Origin of the sequence: Nitrospirillum amazonense, from assembly GCF_007828045.1 — a bacterium.
Taxonomy (GTDB): Bacteria; Pseudomonadota; Alphaproteobacteria; order Azospirillales; family Azospirillaceae; genus Nitrospirillum; species Nitrospirillum amazonense_C.
Genome location: NZ_VITN01000022.1, coordinates 25,900 through 41,143, shown reverse-complemented (window position 1 = coordinate 41,143; position 15,244 = coordinate 25,900). Strand labels below are relative to the sequence as shown.

General features: G+C 68.4%; 14 protein-coding genes. 2 read left to right on the top strand and 12 right to left on the bottom strand.

Going from position 1 to position 15,244, the window contains the following annotated elements:
- Positions 1 to 67: 67 nt before the first annotated feature.
- The 10 genes from FBZ89_RS24805 to FBZ89_RS24760 all read right to left on the bottom strand — a co-directional run bounded on the left by FBZ89_RS24805 (position 68) and on the right by FBZ89_RS24760 (position 11,442).
- Positions 68 to 1,015, bottom strand: coding sequence for a hypothetical protein (locus FBZ89_RS24805; protein WP_145753102.1), 948 nt, complete (start codon positions 1,013 to 1,015; stop codon positions 68 to 70).
- Positions 1,012 to 2,634, bottom strand: a complete 1,623-nt coding sequence (locus tag FBZ89_RS24800) for a tetratricopeptide repeat protein (protein WP_145753100.1) — start codon at positions 2,632 to 2,634, stop codon at positions 1,012 to 1,014. The genes FBZ89_RS24805 and FBZ89_RS24800 overlap by 4 nt, the downstream gene beginning before the upstream one ends.
- A 6-nt stretch (positions 2,635 to 2,640) precedes the next feature.
- Entirely contained in the window at positions 2,641 to 2,832 is a 192-nt protein-coding gene (locus FBZ89_RS24795) for a hypothetical protein (RefSeq protein WP_145753099.1), read from the bottom strand.
- A 111-nt stretch (positions 2,833 to 2,943) separates the two neighbouring features.
- The gene (locus FBZ89_RS24790) at positions 2,944 to 3,267 is read right to left on the bottom strand and encodes a hypothetical protein (protein WP_145753097.1); all 324 of its coding nucleotides are present in this window, start codon (positions 3,265 to 3,267) and stop codon (positions 2,944 to 2,946) included.
- Positions 3,268 to 3,284: 17 nt separating this feature from the next.
- Positions 3,285 to 4,925, bottom strand: a complete 1,641-nt coding sequence (locus FBZ89_RS24785; RefSeq protein WP_145753096.1) for a sigma-54-dependent transcriptional regulator — start codon at positions 4,923 to 4,925, stop codon at positions 3,285 to 3,287.
- A gap of 195 nt (positions 4,926 to 5,120) precedes the next feature.
- Positions 5,121 to 6,053: a peptidylprolyl isomerase gene (locus FBZ89_RS24780; protein WP_186457564.1), complete on the bottom strand. Its 933-nt coding sequence runs from the start codon at positions 6,051 to 6,053 to the stop codon at positions 5,121 to 5,123.
- Positions 6,054 to 6,160: 107 nt separating this feature from the next.
- Positions 6,161 to 6,661, bottom strand: a complete 501-nt coding sequence (locus FBZ89_RS24775; protein ID WP_186457563.1) for a spore coat protein U domain-containing protein — start codon at positions 6,659 to 6,661, stop codon at positions 6,161 to 6,163.
- Positions 6,662 to 6,782: 121 nt separating this feature from the next.
- On the bottom strand, positions 6,783 to 7,754 hold the full coding sequence (locus FBZ89_RS24770) for a spore coat protein U domain-containing protein (RefSeq protein ID WP_145753092.1): 972 nt from the start codon (positions 7,752 to 7,754) through the stop codon (positions 6,783 to 6,785).
- Between the two features lie 170 nt (positions 7,755 to 7,924).
- Positions 7,925 to 10,639 (bottom strand): fimbria/pilus outer membrane usher protein, encoded by a 2,715-nt coding sequence (locus FBZ89_RS24765; protein WP_246172550.1) that lies wholly within the window; start codon positions 10,637 to 10,639, stop codon positions 7,925 to 7,927.
- Between the two features lie 35 nt (positions 10,640 to 10,674).
- Positions 10,675 to 11,442 (bottom strand): fimbrial biogenesis chaperone, encoded by a 768-nt coding sequence (locus tag FBZ89_RS24760; RefSeq protein WP_145753090.1) that lies wholly within the window; start codon positions 11,440 to 11,442, stop codon positions 10,675 to 10,677.
- 271 nt (positions 11,443 to 11,713) lie between these two features.
- Here FBZ89_RS24760 and FBZ89_RS24755 point away from each other — a divergent pair, with 271 nt between their 5' ends.
- Positions 11,714 to 12,142 (top strand): hypothetical protein, encoded by a 429-nt coding sequence (locus FBZ89_RS24755; protein ID WP_145753089.1) that lies wholly within the window; start codon positions 11,714 to 11,716, stop codon positions 12,140 to 12,142.
- Between the two features lie 209 nt (positions 12,143 to 12,351).
- On the top strand, positions 12,352 to 13,248 hold the full coding sequence (locus FBZ89_RS24750; RefSeq protein WP_145753087.1) for a bifunctional helix-turn-helix transcriptional regulator/GNAT family N-acetyltransferase: 897 nt from the start codon (positions 12,352 to 12,354) through the stop codon (positions 13,246 to 13,248).
- A gap of 5 nt (positions 13,249 to 13,253) precedes the next feature.
- On the opposite strand, the gene FBZ89_RS24745 is transcribed toward FBZ89_RS24750, so the two are convergent.
- Together FBZ89_RS24745 and fliG are read right to left on the bottom strand one after the other, a co-directional pair.
- Positions 13,254 to 13,919: a DsbA family oxidoreductase gene (locus FBZ89_RS24745; RefSeq protein ID WP_145753085.1), complete on the bottom strand. Its 666-nt coding sequence runs from the start codon at positions 13,917 to 13,919 to the stop codon at positions 13,254 to 13,256.
- A gap of 86 nt (positions 13,920 to 14,005) precedes the next feature.
- Positions 14,006 to 15,028: a flagellar motor switch protein FliG gene (fliG, locus tag FBZ89_RS24740; RefSeq protein WP_004271656.1), complete on the bottom strand. Its 1,023-nt coding sequence runs from the start codon at positions 15,026 to 15,028 to the stop codon at positions 14,006 to 14,008.
- Positions 15,029 to 15,244: the final 216 nt, after the last annotated feature.

Below are 15,244 nucleotides of genomic sequence, written 5' to 3'. Positions count from 1 at the left end.
ATAGGGGGCGCCGCCCCTGGTGAACAGAGGCAAGATATGCCCACTTGGCGCCGATTCACCGGCTATTTCAGGGATTTCGCCCGGCGGACGCGTCCCCCAACAGCCCGTGGCGCGCCAGTGCGTCACCATGGCGCGTCACATGGTCGTGCAAAAGGTCCGTCTGCAGGGTGCGCAGTGCCGGGTTGTGCAGGATGCGGAAATATCCGGCCAGGGCCCGTCCGTTGACTTCGACGTGGCTTTTATAGACGTCCATGAACCAGTAGCCGCAGGAAGTGCAGTGCACCAGCCGCACGGTTCGGCCCCGTACCCCATAGCCGTCGCCCGACGGGCGGATCAGCGGCAGCAGATGATTTTGCGGCTGCCATTCCACCGGATCCAGCAGCAGCGCCCGGCCGGCATGACCCCAGCGGGGCCCGTGGATCAGCAGGGCCATGACGTTCTGCTCAAACAAGGAATGCGGTCGCATCCCCCGGCTGCGCCGGTCCCATTCGACCAGCAGGTCCCGCGACCGGCACAGCCAAAAGCCGACGCTGATATAGGGGGCCGCGGGATCGGCGCCGCTATCGGCCAGCAGGGCGCGGAAGGGCGCCATGCCGGTGCCGCCCTTGTCCATGGCGGCCACGTCGGACAGGGCCAGGCTGTTGATGTCAGTAGTCAGCGCGATGTCGGCGCCGCTCGCCTCCAGGCGCTGGAACAGCTGGGCCATGACGGTGCCGTCCAGGCCGACGGCCAGCATGTCGGCATCGATCCAGCACAGCGCCCGCCACGGCAGCCCGCCGACATAGTCCAGGATGGCCGCCTTCATGGCATAGGGATGCAGCGTGTCCGGCAAGTCCTGGGGCCGGGGCAGCAACTGCCCGCGTTCCGCCAGATAGGCCTGCTGACCGGGTGCCAGTCCATAGTCGCAGACCATCAGCCGCGCGTCCGGCAACCGCCGGGCGAAGCTTTCCAGCAGCAGCAGGGTGGTGGCGAAATAGCGCTCATCGGCGCCGGTGACGTAGAGGATGCCGCTCATGACGGCGCCTCCAGGTTCAGGCTGGCGGGCCAGCCGGCGCCATGGACCAGCCGCAGGGAGGGGTACCAGGGGGTGCGCTCGGCCCCTGCCGGCCAGCGCCAGTCGGCATTCACTGGAACCAGTACCACACCGGGACGACCCATGGCGCCGGCCAGGTGGGCCAGCGGCCCGGCCGGCAGCGCCACGGCGTCCAACGCCGCCAGGGTCGCCGCCAACCGGCCCCAGGCTTCGGGCTGGTCGGCGGCGGGGATGGCCAGGGGCACGGCCGTCATGCCCGCCGGCACGGGCGGCGTCAGGGATAACGGCGTGTCGGCGGCCACGCCCACGCCCGGTCCTGCGAACGGTTGCGGCGGTATGCCGGCCGGCGGTGCCAGATAGGGACCGCGCCAGAAGTCCCCGGCATCCCATAGCGACAGCCGGTCGGGCAGTTCCTGAAGAGGCACCTGCAAATCGGCGCGCACCGCATCCGTTCCCCGCGTGGCGACGGCGATGCCGGCCAGCGGCTGGCCCGGCCCCGTGGGCAGCAGGGCGGCCCAGCCGGTCGACACCTCCACGATCACCTCCGCCCCCCGCTCCCGCAGGCGGGGCAGAAGGCGCGCCAGGTGGGGCAAGGCATCCAGCTCCGTCTCGTCCCAGACCAGCAGGCGTCGTCCGGAAACGTCCTGGTCGGCCCGTTCCCATAGGGGGATGGTCCCATGAAGCCGGGGGGCGGTGGGGCGCATCCAGCGCCAGGACAGATCGGCGAAGCCATCCCGCCACGCGCCCAGGCGCAGGCAGGCTTCGGCATGGGCCAGCCGGGCCGCGGCGTGGCCTGGCTCCAGCGCCAGGGCCTGGGCATACAGGGCCCGGGCGCCGGCGATGTCACCCTGGACCTGAAGAACCTTGCCCGACAGATGGCGCAGGTCGGCGGTGACACCACCGGCGCGTTCCATCTCGACCAGGGCCGTCGCCGCGTCTTGCGGCCTGGATGTCATCAGCAGCTCCGCGCGCAGGCCCTGGGCCATGGCATGGGCATCGGCATTGGGCACGGTCCGCGGGGACTCGGTTGGCGGAAGGCCATCCAGCAGGGATAAGGCCTCAGCCCGGCGTTCCCGCGCGATCAACAGCTTGGCAAGGCCCACCCTGGCCGGCAGCTCTTCAGCGCTGCCGGCCGGGCCGGTCGGCAGCAGGGCGCGGTAGTGCCCCTCGGCCTCCGTTACCGCCTGCACCAGCGACAGGTTGTCGGCCAGAGCCAGGCGATCGGCCGGCGTCAGGGGCAGGCCCAGCTCATGCGCTTCCAGCAAGGCTTCCAGCGCCCGGGTCCGGGCACCCGCCATGGCATGCGCGCGCGCCAGGGCGCTCAAGCCGCGCCCCAGGTTGGCGGCGATATCGGGGATGGCGGCGGCATCCGGCTGGGCGTGGGCGCGGCGGATCAGATTGACGCCAGCCGCCACCCGGGCGGGATCGGCGGGCACCGCGCCCACCGCCCGTTGCAGGGTCAGAACACCCGTCAGGTGCAGGGCGTCGATCTGGTCCGGCACCTGCGCCAGGATGGCTGCGTACAGGGATTCCGCGTCGTCCAGCCGACCGGCCTCATGATGGGCGACGGCGGTGGACAGGACTTCGGACAGGGACGCCAAAGGGGATCAGGCGCTGATATCGACCAACTGGCCGCGACCGTCGGTGGGGGCGGGACCGGCGCTCTGCCCCGTCAGCAGTTCGGTGGCGACGGCGGACTGGGCGTCCGTGGTCTGCTTCAGGGCCTGTACCTGGAATTGCAGGCTGGCCTGCAGCACGTTGGCGGCGGTGGCCGCGGCGGCCTGGCTATCGATCTGCATCTCAACTACTCCGGCGGCCGCGCCCGTGGGGGCAGGCCAATCGCTCGCAGTATCGCGCCGATCGGCCGGCCGCTCAAGGCATAGAGTCGGGCGCGCGCCATGAAGATTTGGCTAGCTGAGCGAGCTCATGATGCTGAAGCACAGCTGGTCGCCCTGGGCGTGCAGGGTCTTCAGCGCGTCCTTGGGCAGGGGGATGCGCTTTTCCCGGCAATAGGCGACGATCAGGCGGGCCAGCTGGTAGGACTCCACCTGGATCTCCTCCCGCCCGCCGCCAGTGGGCAGATCGCTGGACAGCTTCACCGTGGGCGGCGGCCCCTCCACCACCTGGATGCTCAGGATGCGGCGGCTGGCGTCGAAGCCCTCCAGCGGCACCGTCTGGAAGACCAGCTTCAGCTCGTCATTGGAAAAAATGATATGCCGGATTTCCGTGATCATGACCGTTTCCTTGGACTTCAGGCCGTGGCGCGCTTTTTCTGGCGGCGGCGGTAGATGGTGCAGGGGTTGATCTCCAGCAGCGCGGCGGCGCGGGTGATGTTGCCCTGGCAAAGGCGGATGGCTTCCTCGATCGTCTCCTCCTCCACCATCCACAGCGGCCGGATACGGCGCTCGGGATTGGGATCGGAGTCGTGGGTGGCGGCGGGTGCGTCGTCCAGCGGAATGGGGGCGGCCCAGCTGGTGGCGCCGGCGGGGACGCCGGGGATGCGGGCACCCCCCACCGACACGCCCCCCGGCGCCGGTGCGGCCGGTGCCATCGGCGGCATGCCGAACCCGCTTGGCGCCACGCCGCCCAGCGTTCCGCCAGAGGCCGGGCCGGCCAGATTGGCGGCTGGCGGCGGCGTGAAGGGGAAGGGCATGGGCCCCGCCATGGCCGCCCAGCGCGGGTCGTTCAGCATGGGCGGGACGATCATGGTGGGCTTGTTCAGCGGCGGCGGCAGCATGAAGGGCTGGATGACGGCGCCGTCGTTCAGCACCACCACGTTGCGCACCACGTTCAGCAGCTGGCGGACGTTGCCCGGCCAGTTGTAGGTGCGCATGATCTCCTCCGCCTCATCGCTGAAGCCGGTGAAGGACTTGCGTTCCTCCTGCGTGTACTTGGCCAGGAACTCCCGCGCGATCAGCAGGATGTCGTCGCCACGGTCGCGCAAGGGCGGCAACTCGATGGAAATGACCTGCAGGCGGTAGAACAGGTCCTCGCGGAAGCGGCCGGCCTGCACCTCGGCGAAGGGGTCGCGGTTGGTGGCGCAGACGATGCGCACGTCCACGGCCTCCGCCTTCTCGCTGCCCACCTTCTTGACCATGCCGGTTTGCAGGAAACGCAGCAGCTTGGCCTGCAGCGACAGGTCCATCTCGCCGATTTCGTCCAGGAACAGCGTGCCGCCGTCGGCCTGCAACGCCGCGCCGGCGTGATCCGTCGTCGCCCCCGTGAAGGCGCCCTTCACATGGCCGAAGATCTCGCTTTCCATCAGGTCTTTGGGAATGGCGGCGCAGTTCACCGGGATGAAGGGGCGCCCGACGCGCGGGCTGCGGCGGTGGATGGCCTCCGCGCAGACCTCCTTGCCTGTGCCGCTCTCACCGGTGATGAACACCGTGGCCTTGGATGGCGCCGCCGCCTCGATCATGCGGTAGACGCCGCGCATGGCGGGCGAGGTGCCGACGAAGCCCAGATAGCCCAGCGGATCCTCCACCGGGGCGGTGGGCGGGGCCGCCTCCAGCACCTTCGCCCGTTCGGCGAGGGCGGCGGCCATGGCTTGGCGCAGGCGCTCCGTGCCCGCCGGCAGCAGCAGCACGTCCACCGCGCCGGCGCGCATGACGTCCACCGCCATCTGCACCGAGCCCTGGGCCGTCAGCGCCACCACCTGCGGCGCCTTGGCGTCGGCCTTCAGTTCCTTCAGCAGATCCAGGCCGTTGCCGCCCGGCAGCTGCAGGTTCAGCAGCACCACGTCGGCCGGCGCCTCCGCCAGGGCGCGGCGGGCGGCCGGCGCCGTATCCACCACCTGCAGGGCATGCCCATCCTTGCGCAGCGCCTGGCTGTAGGCGGCGGCCAGGGACGGTGTGGGTTCGACGATCAGGACGCGGCGCGGACGGGTTTCCATAGGGCGGACGCTTTCACCGAGACTTGAAGCCAGCGCCTATCCTCATCGGAAATGCGTCAGGCATTGCAGCTTGCAGTTTCTCAAGCAATCGCCCAGCGCTGTCAACGTTGGACCTTGCAGGATGCAACGGCGCCGACGTGTTCTTTAGGTTAGGGCCGGGCGGGGTTGGTTGCCCCCGCTTCTACCCTATGGACCTTATTTGGACGTATCCGCCATACGGATGGGTAGGGGGATATTACAAACGTCCACGTGCCCCGCCGGCACGGGGAAGAAATCCTCCCGCCGGTTACGCCGCGCCTCGACATAGGCGGCCCAGGTGGGGGTGTCGGTGCGCAGCACCGTCAGCTTCTCGCGCTGGTCCGCCGGCAGGTCGGCCGCCAACCGCACCTTGGCGATGGGAACGCGCTGTTCCGGCTTGTCGTAAAAGCCCAGGGCGGCGGTGCCGCGTGGCAGGCTGCTCAGGATGTCCATGCCGCGCAGGACCCGGCCCACGACGGTGATGTTGCGGTCCAGGTGGCGCGGCGCCTGGCCGATGACGGCATACAGTTCCGCCCCGCTGCCGCTGTCCAGCGCCATGTCGCGGCCCACGCCCACCATGCCGTAGCAATGGATCAGCCAGGCCTGCTGGCCCTTGGCGTCGCGCGCCGTGGGGAAGCTGTCGCTGTAGCCCGCCTCGGGGGCGTAGGTGTCGCGGTCGGGCAGGGGGGTGAAAGGCAGCTTGGCCACGGCGGCGCCACGCACCACGAATTCGGGCGCCAGCTTGGTCTGTGCCGTCTTGGGCGTGCGGGTGTTGTCGGCGTCGCCCCACTGGGTGACGTAATTGTCCTGCACCCGGTCCACGGCCAGGCCGTCAAACCAGCCCTCGCGCACCAGCTTGCGGATGTTGTCGACATGCGCCGGGGCGAAGGCGGGCGCCAGCTCGATGATCACCCGGCCCTGGGCCAGGTCCATGTACAGCAGGTTTTCCGGGTCGGGGGACCGCCAATCCGCGGGGCTGGACGCGGCCAGCACGTCGGCCGCGACGGGGCCGGCCTTCGTTGCCGGCTTCGGGGCCTCGGCGGCATGGGCGGTGGCGGACAGGCAAACCAGGGCTGCCGCCAGGCGGGCGGCTACCATCGAACGACGCATCGCTTCCCCTTCATTCCTCGTGGCGGCCATCTCACCCGGAAAAGGGGGGCCGCCTTCAGGCCGCAGGATCGGTCCTGGGCCCGACCAAGGGCAAGTGATTTGAGGAGTTATTTCGCGGCGATCGAGATGGTGACCGTGTCCTGGTACTGCCCGGCCACGGCCTGGCTGTTGCCCGGCAGGCTGACGGCCAGCGTGCCCTGGCGGGCCTGGCCGGACCCGGACCGGTCCGTGGTCAGCGACCCGTTCTTGGCGACCGCCGTGTTGTCGTAGGTCAGGTTGTAGGCCACGGCGCCGGATCCGGTGGCGCTGCTTTTCAGCGTGCCGCTGTTGGCCGACGCGACCGAGACGGTATAGCCGCTGCCGGCGTTGCACTGTTCCGTCACCGATCCGACGGCCACGGCGTTCTGGCCGTTGACCAAATCCAGCGTGGCGTTGCTGTCGGTAACCGCGACGGTGCACACGGTGGGCACGGTTGCGCCGATATGGATGGTGCCGCTGGTGCCGGCCGCCCAGGCGGCGGAGGCCAGGGCCAGGGTGGCGGCGACGGTCAGGGCCAAACAAACACCATGCGCGGGGGCATGGGGCGTATCGGGCAGATGCTGGGACATTTTAGTCTCCAAGGACGCCGGCGGGGCCGGCGCCATCTGTCGTGCATGTGGGGTCACCGCCTTCTGCGGCCCCCCGCGTCGGATCAAATGGGTGATCCTGGACGCTGATCCAGAGCTTACGTCAGTTCGCCGTCACCGTCATCAGCAGATAGTCGGTGTAGGTGCCGGCGATGACCTTGGTGACGTCGCCGATGACGACAATGAAGGTGTGCCGGTCCAGGCTGGAATAGCTGTAATACGTCAGGGTGGTGCCGCTGGACGGCACGCCCCGGCCATCCACGGTCATGCTGTAGGGAATCGAGGTGCCGGCACCGTTGTTCACCAGCCTGCCGCCGTTCTGCGACTGGATGGAGACGCTGTAGCCGGTGTTGCCCGACACCTCCAGGTCGAAGCTGCGGCTGGCGCCGGTGGTCAGCTCTCCGAAATCCACGTTGGCGGCCGACGCGCCCAGGTTGGTGCGCACGCCGCCGACATTGACGGTGGCGGAGACGGAGGTGCGCACGGTCGCCCGCACCTGGACGATGGCGCTGTCCATGACGGCGACGACCCCGCCTGAGCTGTTCAGCTGATACAATGTCACCGTCACCTGGTCGAAGTAGTAGCTGGACCCCACCAGCTGGCCGGCGGGGACGGAGGCGTAGAAGCCGGTGGTGGCCGTCTGGGTGCCCCGGCCGTTGTTGACCGAGCCGGTGATCAGGTTGCTGACGTTGCCGGTGCCGGAGTCGCCCACCCGCTGGGTCAGCGCCGCGTCCTTGTACAGGTCATAGCTCAGCCAGTTGCCGCTGAGGCCCAGCATGCGCCGCGTGCCGCCCCACAGGCCGCTGTCGATGCCGATGCCGAAGGTGCAGTTGCTGCCGGCGATGTACTGCACCGTCACCGTGTTGTAGGTCGGGGGCTGCAAGGCCGCGAAGGGGTCGTAGCTGGTGACGGGCGTCACCTGCGACAGGCCGCTCAGCAGGGCGAAGCAGCTCTGTAGCGCGCGGGCCGTGGTCGCCGGCAGGGCCATCAGCACGGCCAGCGCCAGCAGGGCCCAGAGATGGACGCCCCGGAACCGGGCGGCAAAGGGCGGGCGAAGGCGGGTCGGCTGGTCCATGGCATCCAAAATAGCGGCGTCCCCGCCCGGGCGCACCCGGTCAAGGGGATGGTCCCGGCGGCGGGGGCCGTCGGGCGATGCCGCGTCATCAAGCAAGAAATGTTCCGGCCGGTCGCCTTGGGCGTCCCAGGGCCCGGACCCTATCCCCATGATCTTCAAGGTCCGGTTCCTCATGAGGGGCCGCCCCCCGTCGTCGATGCCGGCCTGGTGGGCGACAGGTTGATGGTCTGGCCGGGCAACGCCTCCAGCTTCAGCGTGCCCAGCGGGAACATGCCTTCGGCCTTGGGCGGCACCGTCACGGGGATGGGCTTGTGCGGCACGCCCGTCAACTGCATCAGCCATTCGCCGGGGCGCACGCCCTCCACGCGGAAGCGGCCCTTGCGGTTGGTGAAGAACTGCACCTCCTGCCCGGTCTTGGGATCCTTGACGTTGGCGGCCTTCACGCCCTTGCCGTCTGTGCGGTGCAGGACGCCGGCCGCCAGGGGCACGGGCTTGCCCTCCGGATCCAGCAGCACGCCGTCCAGCGACACGGTGGCGTCGGTACCGATGGGCACCAGGGTGCCGGTGTGGTTGCCCGGCACGATGGCCGGACGGTCGTTGCCGATGTCATAGCCCATGGGCGCGTCCGGCACGTCCAGCAACAGCGGCCGCACCAGGTAGGCGGAGATGTTGGGCACCACCGGCGGGCCCAGCCAGTCGCTGGACGACAGGTAGTGGCCGGTGACGGGATCAACGCCAATCTCCTCATCCGCGATGCGGGGGTGGGGGACCACCAGGGCGAAGCTGTTGGTCACCGGCCGCGTGACGCCGACATGGCCGTCGGCGAAGACCAGGCCGGTGGCGAAGTTCAGGGTGGTGCGCTCGTCATTCTGCAGCGGCCCGTCCAGAGTGGACAGGCGCTGGCTGTAGTCATGGCGGACGGACGCCTCGAACCGGTCCATGGTGTAGCCGGCCGAGCCGCTGGCCTGGTAGGTGCCGGTGGTGTTGGTGGCGTCCACCGACAGGTTCCAGGAATTGGTGGGCCACGGATCCTGGTAGCGCCAGTCCAGCTCACGCTGGCGGCTCAGCGTGTCCATGGTGTAGCCGGCGGACTGCACGCCGTCGCCGAAGGTGTAGCGGAAGGCGAGGTAGGCGCTGTTGTCCGCCTCACGCGTGACGGTGTTGCGCGCCCGGCTGAAGGTCAACTCCAGCGTGGCGTGGCGCCCGAAGCGGCGGCGGAAGCCCAGATCGACCGAATAGCCGTCGATCTGGCTATCGTCGCGCACCAGCTGATAGCGGCCGCTGAGCGTCGCGGTCAGATCCTCGTCCAACGGCTGGCCGTAGCGGGCGGACAGGTCGTAGGACACGGTGTTGCGCGGGTCCAGGGTGCCCAGGCTGGCATAGCCGCCGGACCGCCAGCTGCCCTGCGCCGTCAGGGTGCGCTGCTGGTAGAACTGCTCGTCGTTCGTATAGTCGCGGTAGGTCAGGTCCACGGACGCCCCACGCGACGCGCCCAGGCTGGCCCCTGGGTTGATGCCGATGGTGCCCAGGCCGGTGACGAACAGCACCTCCGTGCCGATGACCTGCTGGCTTTTGTCCGCCTGCAGGCTGGCGCCCAGGGTCAGGTCGTCGGTGATGCCCTGACGATGATAGGCGGAAAAGGTGGGGCGGCTGCGGTCATAGATCAGGCGGTCGGTGCCGGTGGTGTAGGGGATGCCCACCGTATAGTTGAACTCCGACACCCCCTCGGCCAGCAGCTCGGAATCGAAGAAGAAGGGGAAGTCGATGATCCGCGTCTGGCCATAGGCGTCGGTGATGCGCACCTGCACGTCGTTGGTGCCGGACGTGCCGGGAAAGTCGGACAGGTTCACGGGCCCGGCATCCTCACGGAAGACGCGGGTGGGACGGCCGTTCACCAGCACCTCCACCGTCGATGGCGAATCCAGGATGAAGTCGCGGCTGCCCGTGGGTTGGATGGCGCGATAGGGCTGCAGGGTGTAGTTGCGGGCGATGGACAGGCCGGTCAGGGGCCGGTTGGTCTGGATGCCGGTGATGGAATAGTCCAGGTCGCCGGCCTGCAGGCGCACGGCGTCTTCGGGAAAGTCGCGGATCAGCCGGGCGGTGCCGCGCATGAAGTGGTGGCTGTACTGTTCCTGGTACTGTCCTTCCCATTCAAAGGACCAGCCGTCGATGTTGCCGCCGCCATCCAGCCCGACGTTCAGGGGCTGGCGGTAGTTGCCGCTGTCGGTGGCGGGTTGGGCCAGGAAGACCTGGGCGGTGCGCAGATTGATGTAGGCGGCGGCGTCCGCCGGCTCCAGCACCTGGTAGCCGCTGGCGGCGTTGGCGCGGTTCACCACCGTCAGGTTGCGCACGGCCCGCAACTGCGGCGGCACCTTGACCGACAGGGTCAGCTCCTTGGGGTCCACCGTTATGGAAATGGCGGCGGCCCCCGGGCCGCTCCTGGGGCCGCCGGCGGGCCCGCCCAGGCTCAGCGCGCCCAGCTTGGCATAGCCGTCGGGCCCGGCCTGGGCCACCAGGTCGCTGAGCGCCTTGGGTTGGACGAAGTCGCGCAGCAGCAGGGCCAGGCGGTTCAGGTCCACCTGGGTTTCGGCGGGGTCGGGCGCCACCTTGGCCGGCACCTGGCCGACCTCGCGCCCCTCCACCTTCACCGGCAGGTCCAGGGTGGTGGCCTTTTCCGCCTTCTTCTTCTTGCCGAAGGTCTTCTCAAACAAGGCCTCGGTGTTCTGGTTGGCGGGCGGGGCCGTCTGGGCCTGCGCCGCGCCCGACACCAGCAGGGCCGCCATCAGGGCGCAAACAAGCGCGCCCCGGCGCAAACGGCCGGGGCGGTCAAAGGGAAAGGCGCCGCCGAACAGGCGGTTACCGGTATTCAGGCGCGACAGGCGCAACGCCGTCCTCGTCTCAGGGTACTAGGGGGAAAAGGTCAGGGCACCGACAGGGTCACCGTGGCGGGGCCCTGGGGCAGGTCCGCCGGCCAGGGGATATGGAAATGGCGGGTGACCCCGGCAAGGACGTTTTCACCGACCATGCCCGTCAGCTGCTCCTTGCGCAGGGTGACGGTCTTGCCGTTCACTTGGGCGGTCACCTCCAGGTCGCGCATGACCTGGCGCGAGGTGCCGTCGTTGCGCACCACCACTTCCATGACGGTGCCGGTGGCCGGTGCCGTGGCGGGCCTGGGCCCGGCCGACACCACGGTCAGCTTGGGCTTGGCCCCCTCAGGCACGACGTAGAGCGAGGCGACGTACTTCACCAGCAGCTTCACCTGCCCGCCCTGCACGGGCGTGCCGCCCAGGTCGATGGGCAACTGTTCCGCCACCAGGCGGAAGGGCAGTTCCTTGGCCGGCTTGGGATCGCCCGACCATTGCACGCGGATGGACTGGTTCTCGCCGGGCTGCAGGATGATCTGCTCGGGCACGATGGCGAAGCTGTCTTCAGCGTCGGTCAGGACATCCTGGCCGTCCTGGTCCATGCCGCGCGCCATGACCTTGACATCGATGGCCACGGGGTCCTTGCCGTCGTTCTCCACCCGGAAGATCTGGGTGGCGCCGCGCCCGCTGGGCTCCATGTCCATCTCTATGGGGATCAGGCGGAACGAGGCCAGCGCGCCGGTGGACAGCAGCAACGCGCCCGCCAAGGTCGTGGCCAGGATCCGCGTGAAGCGGGAGAAACGGAACCGATGAAGTGCCGACATGGATGATCGCCCGACTCTTGTAGCGTTTTAGTACAGCGCGTGTGAATGCGGCCGCAGGTGTTAAATAACGGTGTACGGGTCTACTTGAACGCCGCCCCCTGGCGTTTGCGGCCTCACCATACCCAGATGCGGCCAGCGTTGCATCCGCTTCCGTGACACGTTTGCGCGAATTCCGAAAGTGTCGCGATTGGGGGCGCGGCTAAATCTGGTCTCCACCGGCGCCCTGGGGTAGACCAGGGGATCGCCTTTCAACAACAGACTGGTTCCCATCATGGCCACCCTGTTCGTCGCGCGCAGCGCCAACCTGTCGAAATGGGCGTCCGATGTCGGCCTGCCCAAGAACATCTTCAAGGTGGGCGTGGTCGAGGGTGGCGCCGATGCCGTGGCCGCGGCGCTGGCCGCCGGCTGGGCGGCGGAAAAGGACTGGACCCTCGTGAAGAAGGTCGAGGTTGGCGATTGGACGGAGGAAGAGGCGCTGGAACGCCTGTCCGCTAAGGAAAAGCCCGTCGACCCCAACTACTACCCCCGCCTGAAGGGGGCGGCCGGCGTCTACAAGCTGACGCCCACCACCGTGGGCAACCACCTGATCGTGGCCCGCGCCATGGCCGGTAACGAAAGCCTGGACTTCAAGCTGAAGGTCGCCGACTACGCCAATTACCTGATCCAGTTTGCCCAGCCGCCGAAGGCGGCGAGTGAATAAAGTGGCCGAAGGCGGCGAGTGAATAAAGTGGCCGAAGGCGGCGAGTGAATAAGACGGCCGAAGGCGGGGGATGCGTAACCTGCGCCTGGCAAAAGGGGCTCAGGCTTTCGCTTTCATGGGGCACCGGCCCGGTGGGGAAACCTGCCGGGCCGTTTGTTATCCGGCAAGGATGATTGACGGTCGAATATTACCTGACTAAAGTCAGAAATATGGACGACGATCAACTCTCTCGCGTGCGCCGCTTCAATCGGGCGGTTACCCACCGCATCGGTGTGCTGGACGGCAATTACCTGGGCAGTGGCCGCCCGTTGGGGGAGGCCCGCCTGCTGTTCGAGATCGGCCGTGACGGTACGACGGTGCGTGACCTGCGCGCGCGCCTGGGCCTGGACTCGGGCTATATCAGCCGGATGCTGCGGGCCTTCGAGGCGGAGGGGCTGACGACATCCACGCCCGACGCGCGGGACGCGCGGGTGCGGCGCGTGACCTTGACACCCCAGGGCCGGCGGGAATGGGACATGCTGGACCAGCGCTCCCGGGACCGGGCGGCAGCACTGCTGGAGCCGCTGGGCCTGTCGCAGCGCCAACGCCTGCTGGACGCGATGGCGGAGGTGGAGCGGTTCCTGCGCGCGTCGGCGGTGGTGATCGAGCCGGCCGACCCTTTCAGCGACGAGGTCCAGGCCTGTCTCCAGGCGTATTTCCAAGAGTTGGCGGCGCGGTTCGACACCGGTTTCGATCCGACGCGCAGCGCCCCGGCGGAGCCCGGCGAACTCGTGCCGCCCTCAGGCTGGTTCTTGCTCGCACGGCTGGACGGCGCGGCCGTGGGCTGCGGGGCGCTCAAAATCAAAGGGGATGGCTACGGGGAAATCAAGCGCATGTGGGTGGCGCCGTCCGTTCGCGGCCTGGGTGTCGCCCAGCGGCTGCTGCGGGCGCTGGAGGAACGCGCGACCGCCGCCGGCGTGGACATCCTGCAACTGGACACCAACGGCAGCCTTACCGAGGCGCGCAAGCTCTACGCCCGCAACGGCTATGGCGAGATTCCGCCGTACAACGACAATCCCTACGCCCAGCACTGGTTTGAAAAGCGGGGACTGCAACGGCTCCGCTGAACCGGTCACGCGGCTTCCGCGATCTTTTTCAGCGCGTTCTCGTAGGCCTCGGGCGGCTGGCCGCCGGAGATGAGATAGCGGCCGTTGACGATCACGGCGGGCACCGACTGGATGCCGCGTGACAGCCACAGCTGTTCCGCCTCGCGTACCTCGGCGGCATAGCGGTCGCCGGTCAGGAGGACGCGGGCCTCCTCCGTATCCAGGCCGGCCTGGGCCACGGCCGCCAGCAGGACCTCGGTGTCGGACGGCGCCTCTCCCCGGGTGAAGTAGGCCTCGAACAGGGCCAGCTTCAGCGCCAGTTGACGCTCCGATCCCTGGCTTTCCGCCCAGTGCAGCAGGCGGTGGGCGTCGAAGGTGTTGTAGATGCGGCGCTTGGCGCCACCCGCACCCGTGGCCGACATGGTGAAGCCGACGGCGGCGGCGCGGGCGCGGATCATCTCCCGCGTCTGGGCCATCTGGTCCGGGGTGGAGCCGTATTTCTGGCTGATGTGCTCATCCAGGTCCTGGCCCGCCGCCCCCATCTGGGGGTTCAGCTCGAACGGCCGGAAGTGGATGTCGGCCTCGACCTCGCCCTCCAGCCGCGCCAGCGCTGCCTGCAGGCCCTTCAGCCCGATGACGCACCAAGGGCAGGAAACGTCGGAGACGAAGTCGATGTGCAGGCGTGTGGGCATGGGGCAAGTCTTCCGGCGGGCGGGAACTGGGGCGGGAACCATGGGCCGGCGGCGTGGGGCGTGCCGTGCCGCCCGTCACAGCCGTCTTAATACACCAGTTCATCGTCGCCCTTGCCGGAGGCGATGACGATTTCGCCGCGGGCGGCCATGTCCTTGGCCAGTTGCACCATGTACATCTGCGCCTCGTCCACGTCGCGCAGGCGCACCGGGCCCATGGCGGCCATGTCCTCGCGCATGATCTTGGCCGCGCGCTCGGACATGTTGGTGAAGAACAGGTCCTTCAGGGTTTCCGAGGCGCCCTTCAGCGCGGTCGCCAGCTTGGCCTTATCGACGGAGCGCAGCAGCGACTGCACGCCCGAGGGGTCCAGCTTGCCCAGATCCTCAAAGGTGAACATAAGGGCGCGGATGCGCTCCGCGCTGTCGCGGTTGCGTTCCTCCAGCGCGGCGATGAAGCGGCTTTCCGTGCTGCGGTCTAGGCTGTTGAAGATTTCCGCCATCATCTCGTGCGCGTCGCGGCGGTTGGTGCGCGCCAGGTTGGACATAAACTCGGTGCGCAGCGTGCGCTCGATGTCGTCCACCACTTCCTTCTGCACCGATTCCATGCGCAGCATGCGCATGATGACTTCCATGGCGAAGCTTTCGGGCAGCAGCTGCAGCACGCGGCCGGCGTGGTCGGCCTTTATCTTGGTCAGGATGACGGCGACGGTCTGCGGGTATTCGTTCTTCAGGTAGTTGGCCAGCACCTGCTCGTTCACGTTGGCCAGCTTGTCCCACATGGTGCGACCCGCGGGACCGCGGATCTCTTCCATGATGGTGTCCACCTTCTCCTTGGGCAGAACCTTCATCAGCAGGCGTTCGGTGCTGTCGAAGGTACCGACCAGAGAGCCGGTGGAACTGATCTGCTCCGCGAACTCGACGAACAGGCGCTCCACGATGTTGGAACTGACCGAGCCCAGGTTGGCCATGGTCTGGGACAGTTCCTTGATTTCGTCTTCCGCCATCAGGGCGAACAGGCGGCTGGCATGCTCCTCGCCCAGCGCCAGCATCAGCACGGCGGCCTTTTCCGGCCCCGTTAGACCCCGGTAATCTTCACGTACCCGGATCGCCATGTATCGTCGTCTCCTGCCCGGCGGGATGATGCCGCCGGATTGTTCCGTAAGGGCCGGGCTTTAGTCATGCCACGGTCCCTGAACCACTAGGGAAAGTACACCCGGCCCCGGCGGCAGGATAGAATTTTTGTCGCAAGCGGGTCAGGCCGGAACTCCCCCGTATAAGGGGTGTGGAACCGGGGCCTTCCAGGGCCGTTTCCACGGCAATTCGGGAGT